The 9,413-nt window shown below is 60.4% G+C and carries 7 protein-coding genes; 4 read left to right on the top strand and 3 right to left on the bottom strand.

Features of this window, described 5'->3' with window-relative positions; translation table 11 throughout:
• Window positions 1-317 precede the first annotated feature (317 nt).
• From F8N80_RS30790 to F8N80_RS30775, 3 genes are all read right to left on the bottom strand, one after another.
• Entirely contained in the window at window positions 318-1,616 is a 1,299-nt protein-coding gene (locus F8N80_RS30790) for an NAD(P)/FAD-dependent oxidoreductase (protein ID WP_150785331.1), read from the bottom strand.
• Between the two features lie 52 nt (window positions 1,617-1,668).
• A complete protein-coding gene (locus F8N80_RS30785; protein ID WP_150785330.1) occupies window positions 1,669-3,159 on the bottom strand; it encodes an aldehyde dehydrogenase in 1,491 nt (496 codons plus the stop codon).
• 338 nt (window positions 3,160-3,497) lie between these two features.
• A complete protein-coding gene (locus F8N80_RS30775) occupies window positions 3,498-4,874 on the bottom strand; it encodes a glutamine synthetase family protein (protein WP_150748966.1) in 1,377 nt (458 codons plus the stop codon).
• 280 nt (window positions 4,875-5,154) lie between these two features.
• Here F8N80_RS30775 and F8N80_RS30770 point away from each other — a divergent pair, with 280 nt between their 5' ends.
• The 4 genes from F8N80_RS30770 (at window position 5,155) to F8N80_RS30755 (ending at window position 9,213) form a co-directional block, all read left to right on the top strand.
• Entirely contained in the window at window positions 5,155-5,916 is a 762-nt protein-coding gene (locus F8N80_RS30770) for a gamma-glutamyl-gamma-aminobutyrate hydrolase family protein (RefSeq protein ID WP_150785329.1), read from the top strand.
• 362 nt (window positions 5,917-6,278) lie between these two features.
• A complete protein-coding gene (locus F8N80_RS30765; RefSeq protein WP_150748968.1) occupies window positions 6,279-7,421 on the top strand; it encodes an ABC transporter ATP-binding protein in 1,143 nt (380 codons plus the stop codon).
• Window positions 7,422-7,450: 29 nt separating this feature from the next.
• Window positions 7,451-8,332 carry an ABC transporter permease subunit gene (locus F8N80_RS30760; RefSeq protein ID WP_191633008.1) on the top strand — a complete coding sequence of 294 codons (882 nt, stop codon included), beginning with the start codon at window positions 7,451-7,453 and terminating at the stop codon, window positions 8,330-8,332.
• Window positions 8,329-9,213, top strand: coding sequence for an ABC transporter permease subunit (locus tag F8N80_RS30755; RefSeq protein ID WP_150748970.1), 885 nt, complete (start codon window positions 8,329-8,331; stop codon window positions 9,211-9,213). Before F8N80_RS30760 ends, F8N80_RS30755 begins: the two co-directional genes overlap by 4 nt.
• Window positions 9,214-9,413: the final 200 nt, after the last annotated feature.

The raw sequence follows: 9,413 nt of genomic DNA, 5'->3' as shown, positions 1-9,413 counted from the left end.
GCTCCTACAGGGGGGGGTGTGGTGGTGGCGGGGATTGGGGGGGGTTGGCATGTTTTGATGACGGTGTGTCGGTGGGATTGATGGTGGCTGATATGGCCTCTTCGCGAGCAAGCCCGCTCCCACATTTGATGGGTGGTGTTTGCAGAGGCGGAGCACACAGCCAATCCCCTGTGGGAGCGGGCTTGCTCGCGAAGACGGCGGCCCAGTCAATATTGATGTCGCCTGACACACCGCTTTCGCGAGCAAGCCCGCTCCCACAGGGATTGCGGCGTTGCGGTGTCGGCGGCCAGGTTTGGGGGTGGCCGCCGGTGCGTTGGTTAGATGCCGAACCGGTCACGCAGCGCGTAGTACGCGGCGCCCATGGCGGTCAGCGGGGCCTGGAAGGTGCGGCCGCCGAGCATGGGCATGTGCGGCAAGGAGGCGAAAGCATCGAAGCGTTCGGCGTCGCCGCGGATCATTTCGCTGATGAGTTTGCCGGCCAGGTGTGAGCAGGTGACGCCGTGGCCGCTGTAGCCTTGCATGTAGTAGGCGTTTTTTTCGATGCGGCCGAATTGCGGCATGCGCGACATGGTCAGCAGGAAGTTGCCGGTCCAGCGGTAGTCGATCTTCACGTCCTTGAGTTGCGGGAAGGTCTTGAGGATTTTCGGTTTGATCAGTTGCTCGATGTCGTCCGGTTCGCGGGCGCCGTAGACCACGCCGCCGCCGTAGAGCAGTCGGTTGTCGGCGGTGAGGCGGTAGTAGTCGAGCAGGTAGTTGCAGTCTTCGACGCAGTAGTTGTTTTTGATCAGGTTGCGCGCGACTTGCTTGGACAAGGGTTCGGTGACGACGATTTGCGAGCCGCAGGGCATGCTTTTGCGCGTGACGCGGTTGTCGAGGTCTTGCGGCAGGTAGGCGTTGCCGGCGATCAGCAGGTATTTGGCGCGGACCAGGCCTTTGGCGGTGCGTACGGTGATCGGTTCGCCGTAGGTGATTTCCACGGCGGCGGATTGTTCGTAGATTTTGCCGCCGAGGCCGATGATGGCCGAGGCTTCGCCGAGGGCCAGGTTCAGCGGGTGGATGTGGCCGCCCTGCATATCGAGCAGGCCGCCGACGTAGTTGTCGCACCCTACTTCGCGCTTGATGTCCGCGGCGTCGAGCATTTTCAGGTTTTTGTTGCCGTAGCGTTCCCAGCTGCTTTTCTGCTCGGCCAGGCCTTTGAGCTGCTTTTTGTTCAGCGCGGCGAAGATGCCGCCCGGGCGGTAGTCGCACTGGATGTCGTAGTGTTGTATGCGCTGACGGATGATGTCGGCGCCTTCGAAGATCATGCTGCCAAGGACTTCGGCGGTTTTGTCGCCGTAACGTTCTTCGATCACGTCGACGTCGCGGCTGTAGGAGTTGACCAGTTGGCCGCCGTTGCGACCGCTGGCGCCGAAACCGACTTTGGCGGCTTCGAGTACGGTGACGCTGTAGCCGGCCTCGCAGAGGAACAGGGCCGAGGACAGGCCGGTGTAGCCGGCGCCGATCACGCAGACGTCGCAATCCACCGCTTGTTCGAGCACCGGGAAATCGCCGGTGAAGTTGCGGGTGGCGGCGTAGTAGCTGTTTACATGCTTTTGTTTAACAGAGCTTTGCTTCATAAAATTCTCCGATGGTCGCTGGCACCTGCCGGCGACCGCCGTTGTAGAGGTGTCAGAGCTTGATCCAGGTCGCTTTGAGTTCGGTGTATTTGTCGAACGCGTGCAGCGATTTGTCCCGACCGTTACCCGACTGCTTGTATCCGCCGAACGGCGCGGTCATGTCGCCGCCGTCGTACTGGTTGACCCAGACGCTGCCGGCGCGCAGGCCGCGGGCGAAGGTGTGGGCCTTGCTCAGGTTGCTGGTCCACACACCTGCGGCCAGGCCGAAGATGCTGTCGTTGGCAATCGCCAGCGCTTCATCGAAGGTGTCGAAGGTGATCAGCGACAGCACCGGGCCGAAGATTTCTTCCCGGGCGATGGTCATGGCGTTGGTCACGCCGTCGAAGATCGCCGGTTCCACGTACAGGCCGCCGGTGGTTTCGAGGGTGCGGCTGCCGCCGGCGATCAGTTGCGCGCCCTGGTCTTTGCCGACCTGGATGTAGCGCAGCACGTTGTCCAGTTGGCGCTGATCGACGACGGCGCCGACGGTGGTTTGCGGGTCGAGTGCATGCCCCGGTTTCCAGGCTTGCAGCGCTTCGACCAGCAACGGGATGAACTGCTCACGGATCGAGCGCTCGACCAGCAAGCGCGAACCGGCGGTGCAGACTTCGCCCTGGTTGAAAGCGATGGCACTGGCCGCCGCTTGTGCTGCCGCGCGCAGGTCCGGCGCGTCGGCGAACACCACGTTCGGGCTCTTGCCCCCTGCTTCGAGCCAGACGCGTTTCATGTTGCTTTGCCCGGCGTAGATCAGCAGTTGCTTGGCGATCGCGGTGGAGCCGGTGAAGGCCAGTACGTCGACGTCCATGTGCAACGCCAGCGCCTTGCCGACGGTGTGACCGTAACCCGGGAGGACGTTGAACACGCCTTTGGGGATGCCTGCATCCAGCGCCAGCTGGGCGATGCGGAGCGCAGTCAGTGGCGACTTTTCCGAAGGCTTGAGGATGAACGAGTTGCCTGCTGCCAGGGCGGGGGCGAACTTCCAGCTGGCCATGATCAGCGGGAAGTTCCACGGCACGATGGCGGCGACGACGCCTGCGGGTTCGCGGGTGATGAGGCCGAGTTGGTCGTGGGGTGTGGCGGCGACTTCGTCGTAGATCTTGTCGATGGCTTCGGCGCTCCAGCGGATCGCGTTGGCGGTCGCCGGGATGTCGATGTTCATCGAATCGCTGATCGGTTTGCCCATGTCGAGGGTTTCGAGCAGGGCCAGTTCTTCCTGGTTGGCCAGGATCAGGTCGGCGAAGCGGATCAGGATGCGCTTGCGTTCTGCGGGTGCCAATCGCGCCCAGATGCCGGATTCGAAGGTCTGCCGTGCGATGGCGACCGCGGCGTTGGCGTCGGCTTCGTCGGTGCTGGCGACGTTGGCCAGGAAGCGGCCGTCGACCGGGCTGATGCATTCAAAGGTGTCACCGCTGAGTGCCGGGCGGTATTGGCCGTCGATGAAGGCGCGGCTTTCTATTGTTAGGGACTGGAAGCGTTGTTCCCAGTCGCTGCGAGTGTTTGTCATGGTTGTGACTCGACGCAGAGGAATAAGTAGTCGTCGGACTAAAGCCGACCAATCAAGTATCAGAACAACACAATCCCCTGTGGGAGCGGGCTTGCTCGCGAAAGCGGCGTGTCAGGCGACATCAATGTTGACTGTGCCGCCGCCTTCGCGAGCAAGCCCGCTCCCACAGTTGATCAGCTGTGTCGCAGAGCCTGTGTACGCCACAAAATTCCCTGTGGGAGCGAGCCTGCTCGCGAAAGCGGTGTGCCAGACGACATCAGTGTTAAATGTGCCGACGCCTTCGCGAGCAGGTCGAATCGTCGCACCGTCGCTCCCACAGTTGATCGGGGGGTGCCGCATCAGACGGTATGCAAGTACCAGTTGTACTCAAGGTCCGAGATGGAGTTCTCGAACTCGGCCAGCTCGCTTTCCTTGCACGCCACGAACACGTCGATGTACATCGGGTCGATGTAGCGCGACATGACTTCGCTGTCGTCCAGCTCGCGCAGGGCATCGCGCAGGTTGTTCGGTAGGCTCTGCTCGTTTTGCTCGTAACTGTTGCCTTCGACGGGTGCGCCCGGTTCGATTTCGTTGGTCAGGCCATGGTGAATACCGGCCAGGACCGACGCCATCAGCAGGTAAGGGTTGGCATCGGCGCCGGCAACCCGGTGTTCGATGCGCACCGCGTCCGGCGAACCGGTCGGCACACGTACCGCCACAGTACGGTTGTCGATGCCCCAGGTCGGCGAGTTCGGCACGTAGAACTGTGCGCCGAAACGACGGTACGAGTTGACGTTCGGGCACAGGAAGGCCATCTGCGCCGGCAGGGTCTCGAGCACACCGCCGATCGCGTGACGCAGTGCGGCGTTCTGCTCGGGATCCTCGCTGGCAAAGATGTTGTTGCCTTCCTTGTCGAGAATCGAAATGTGCACGTGCAGACCATTGCCCGCCTGGCCCGGATACGGCTTGGCCATGAAGGTGGTGTCCATCTCGTGGTCGTAGGCGATGTTCTTAACCAGACGCTTGAGCAACACCGCGTAGTCGCAGGCCTTGATCGGGTCGTTGACGTGGTGCAGGTTCACTTCGAACTGCGCCGGGGCGCTTTCCTTGACGATGGCGTCGGCAGGAATGCCCTGCTCTTTCGCGCCTTCGAGGATGTCTTGCAGGCAGTCGACGTATTCGTCGAGGTCGTCGATCAGGTACACCTGGGTCGAGATCGGACGTTTGCCGGACACCGGCGAGCGTGGCGACTGCGGACGACCGTTCACGTTGTCCTGGTCGATCAGGTAGAACTCGAGTTCGAACGCGGCGCAGATGGTCAGGCCCATTGCATCGAACTTGCTCACTACCTGACGCAGCACTTCACGAGGGTCAGCGAAGAACGGCTGGCCTTCGAGTTCGTGCATGGTCATCAGCAGTTGCGCGGTCGGGCGCTTCTGCCAGGGCTCGATGCTGAGCGTATCAGGGATGGGGAAGCAGATTCGGTCTGAGTCGCCGATGTCCAGACCCAGGCCGGTGCTTTCCACCGTAGAACCGTTGATGTCCAGAGCAAACAGGGACGCCGGCAGGTTGATGCCTTTTTCGTAGACCTTATGAAGACTGGTGCGCTCGATGCGCTTGCCGCGCACCACACCGTTCATATCCGCAATCAGAAGGTCGACGTACAAAACCTCAGGATATTTCTTAAGGAATGCGTTTGCTTCGTTGAGTTGAACGGTACGCAGAGGGACCGACATGATGCACCTATTAGCTGTTAATTATTATGTTCACTACCTTGTTGCGAGCCCAGTCAACCCGAACGGCAAAGTGAAGTCAATAGCGAACACTTGGCCTCTCAACCTTTATTTTCGGGCCTTTCTTGGGCGCGAGAGTGCCAGATCAGTCTTGCACACCGCGTAAATCCTGAAGATCAGACGTGCGGCGTTTAGAATTTTTTACATGAGAGTTGTTAATTAAAATCAACAAGGCTAAGCTCCGGAAAAGCTCGTTCAAGTGTGAAACTTCGAGGTGATAAAAATGGCACTCAAGCCATTGATCGGCGTTACAGCGTGCGTCAAACAGATTGGCCTGCACCCTTACCACGTCAGCGGCGACAAGTACTTGCGTGCTGTCAGCGTCGCGGCTTCAGGATTGCCAGTGGTCATTCCTTCCTTAGGCGATCTGACCGACATCGAGGACCTGCTCGCGCAGCTCGACGGTCTGTTGCTGACCGGCTCGCCCTCGAATGTGGAACCCTTCCACTATCAAGGCCCGGACAGCGTCCCCGGCACGGATCACGATCCGGCGCGGGATGCCACCACCCTTCCTTTATTGCGTGCAGCCATCGCCGTCGGTGTTCCGGTGCTCGGCATCTGCCGCGGCTTCCAGGAAATGAACGTCGCGTTTGGCGGCAGCCTGCATCAGAAGGTGCATGAACTGCCGGGCATGCTCGATCACCGCGAAGCGGACAGTCCGGAACTGGCGGTGCAGTACGCTCCGGCGCATGGGGTGACGGTGCAACCGGGCGGCGTGTTTGAAGCGCTGGATCTGCCGCAGGAGTTCCAGGTCAATTCGATTCACAGTCAAGGCATCGATCGACTGGCGCCCGGCCTGCGCTCGGAAGCGGTGGCGCCGGACGGTTTGATCGAGGCGATCTCGGTCGAGCACAGCAAGGCCTTCGCCGTCGGTGTGCAGTGGCACCCGGAATGGCAGGTGCTTTCGAATCCTCCTTATTTGAGTATTTTCCAGGCGTTTGGTGAGGCGTGCCGACGACGGGCCGCGCTGCGTAAAACCCGCTGACCTAAAACATCAATTTACTGCCCCCGTGAGTCTGGCGGGCGTGCCTTTGCGCGTCCGTGACTTGCGAAACAACACACTGCAATAACAACAAGTACGAACAGGCAGCCAGGACGGCGGTGCCGAATAAGCCCGGGCCGGGCGATGCCAGTGAGTCAAACGCAATTCCAGGGTGGGAGCGGGCTTGCTCGCGAAGAGGGAGTGTCAGTCGACATTGATGCTGCCTGATACACCGCTTTCGCGAGCAAGCCCGCTCCCACAGGGAATCGGCGCCGAATTGACTGGTACCACACGGCTCAGGTTTGCAATCCACTCTTAAGTCAGGCCGCGTTGGCCCGACGACTGAAACCTGTTGGGAGTTTCACATGGCAAACGCCTCCAGCATCTACAGGAAGGCTCTTGAAGGTCACCAGGCACCGAAAAAGGTGCTGGTGAAAATCGACCGAGTCACCAAGAAGTTCGACGAAACCACCGCGGTGGACGATGTCTCGCTTGAGATTCATCAAGGGGAAATCTTCGCCCTGCTCGGCGGTTCCGGCTCGGGCAAATCGACGCTGCTGCGCATGCTCGCCGGCTTCGAGCGCCCGACCGAAGGCCGGATTCTGCTCGACGGAGTCGACATCACCGACATGCCGCCGTATGAACGGCCGATCAACATGATGTTCCAGTCCTATGCGCTGTTCCCGCACATGACGGTCGCGCAGAACATTGCCTTCGGCTTGAAGCAGGACCGTTTGCCCGCCAGCGAAATCGACGCCCGCGTCGAAGAGATGCTGCGCCTGGTGCACATGACCCAGTACGCCAAGCGCAAACCCCATCAGTTGTCCGGCGGTCAGCGTCAGCGTGTGGCCCTCGCCCGTTCCCTGGCCAAGCGGCCGAAGCTGCTGCTGCTCGACGAGCCCATGGGCGCGCTGGATAAAAAGCTGCGCTCGCAGATGCAACTTGAACTGGTCGAGATCATCGAGCGCGTCGGCGTGACCTGCGTGATGGTGACCCACGATCAGGAAGAGGCCATGACCATGGCCCAGCGCATCGCGATCATGCACCTGGGCTGGATCGCGCAGATCGGCAGCCCGGTGGACATCTATGAAGCGCCGGTCAGCCGCATGGTCTGCGAGTTCATCGGCAACGTGAACGCCTTCGATGGCACGGTCGTGGAAGACCTTGAGGGTCACGCGATCATTCACAGCAAGGATTTGGAGCAGAAGATTTACGTCGGCCATGGCGTCAGCACCTCGGTGCAGGACAAGTCGATCACCTACGCCATCCGCCCGGAAAAACTGCTGGTCAGCACCACCCAACCCGAGACCCGCTACAACTGGTCCCAGGGCAAGGTGCATGACATCGCCTACCTCGGCGGCCACTCGGTGTTTTACGTCGAGCTGCCTGGGGGCAAGGTGGTGCAGTCGTTCATGGCCAACGCCGAACGCCGTGGCGCGCGTCCGACCTGGGACGACAAGGTCTACGTGTGGTGGGAAGACGACAGCGGCGTGGTACTGCGCTCATGAACACACTCAATCAGCAGTTCCTGCGGCTGATGCCGAGTGGTCGAAAGCTCGTCATCGGGATTCCGTTCCTCTGGCTGTGCCTGTTTTTCCTGTTGCCGTTCTTTCTGGTGATGAAGATCAGCTTCTCGGAAGCGGCGCTGGCCATTCCCCCCTACTCCGAGATCTACACCTTCGCCGAGCAGAAATTCGAGCTGCTGCTGAACCTCGGCAACTACTCGCTGCTGACCCAGGATGAGTTGTACATCTCGGCTTACTTCGGCTCGTTGAAGGTCGCGTTTTTCAGCACGCTGATGTGCCTGGTGCTCGGCTTCCCGATGGCCTACGCGATCACCAAGGCCAACAAGGAAACCCAGAACGTCCTGCTGTTGCTGATCATGATGCCGACCTGGACCGCGATCCTGATCCGCGTCTATGCATGGATGGGCATCCTCAGCAACAACGGTTTGCTCAACGGGTTTCTGATGTGGACCGGGCTGACCGACCACCCGATCGAAATCCTCAACACCAACACCGCGGTGTACATCGGGGTGGTCTACGCCTACCTGCCGTTCATGGTGCTGCCGCTGTACGCCAACCTGGTCAAGCACGATCAGAGCCTGCTGGAGGCCGCCTCGGACCTGGGTTCGAGCAACTTCAACAACTTCTGGAAAATCACCGTACCGCTGGCCAGGAACGGGATCATCGCAGGCGCCATGCTGGTGTTCATTCCGGTGGTCGGCGAGTTCGTGATTCCGGAACTGCTGGGTGGCCCGGAAACCCTGATGATCGGCCGTGTGTTGTGGCAAGAGTTCTTCAACAACCGCGATTGGCCGGTGGCGTCCGCCTTGGCGGTGGTGATGTTGTTGATCCTGATTGTGCCGATTCTGCTGTTCAACCGCAGCCAGGCCAAAGAGATGGAGGCACGGGGATGAAACGTTTCGGTTTTTCAAAAATGATGCTGGTGTTCGGCCTGTCGTTCATCTACCTGCCGATGCTGATCCTGGTGATCTACTCGTTCAACGCCTCCAAGCTGGTGACGGTGTGGGGTGGCTGGTCGTTCAAGTGGTATGCCGGGCTGCTCGACAACTCGCAACTGATGGGCTCGGTGGTGCGCTCGCTGGAAATCGCCTGCTACACCGCGATTGCCGCCGTAGCGCTGGGGACCCTGGCGGCGTTTGTGCTGACTCGCGTCACGCGTTTCAAGGGCCGGACCTTGTTCGGTGGTCTGGTGACTGCGCCCCTGGTGATGCCGGAAGTGATCACCGGTCTGTCGCTGTTGCTGTTGTTCGTGGCCATGGCGCAGTTGATCGGCTGGCCTATGGAGCGTGGCATCGTCACCATCTGGATCGCCCACACCACCTTTTGTGCCGCTTATGTGGCGGTGGTAGTTTCCGCCCGCCTGCGCGAGCTGGACCTGTCCATCGAAGAAGCGGCCATGGACCTCGGGGCCAAGCCGTTCAAGGTGTTTTTCCTGATCACCATTCCAATGATCGCGCCGTCACTGGCGGCGGGCGGCATGATGTCCTTTGCGCTGTCGCTGGATGACCTGGTGTTGGCGAGCTTCGTCTCCGGCCCGGGTTCGACGACCTTGCCGATGGAAGTGTTCTCGGCGGTGCGGCTGGGGGTGAAGCCCGAGATCAACGCCGTGGCCAGTCTGATTTTGCTGGCGGTATCGATCGTGACCTTCATGGTCTGGTATTTCAGCCGCCGCGCCGAAGCCACCCGCAAACGGGCGATCCAGGAAGCAATGGACCAGACCGCCAGCGAATCCTGGCAGCAACCGAAAAAGCAACTGGCAGGAGCAACGGCGTAGCGCCATTACTCCTCAGTTAAGCGAACTGTGGTGAGGGGGCTTGCCCAAATGCCAGTCAGTTAAGCGCAGTTCATGTGGGAGATTCTATGGTTGAGGGGAAGCCTCAACCTGCTTTCGGTTGGTATTCGCTCTGCCCTTTCAGTAGGGCGAATACGATTCGAGCGAGTTTGCGAGCCAGTATCACCAGTGCTTGCGTGGTA

It is taken from the genome of Pseudomonas fluorescens, assembly GCF_902497995.1.
GTDB lineage: Bacteria > Pseudomonadota > Gammaproteobacteria > Pseudomonadales > Pseudomonadaceae > Aquipseudomonas > Aquipseudomonas fluorescens_BK.
The sequence above is the reverse complement of the archived record's forward strand: the minus strand, read 5'-3'. Positions and strand labels throughout refer to the sequence as shown.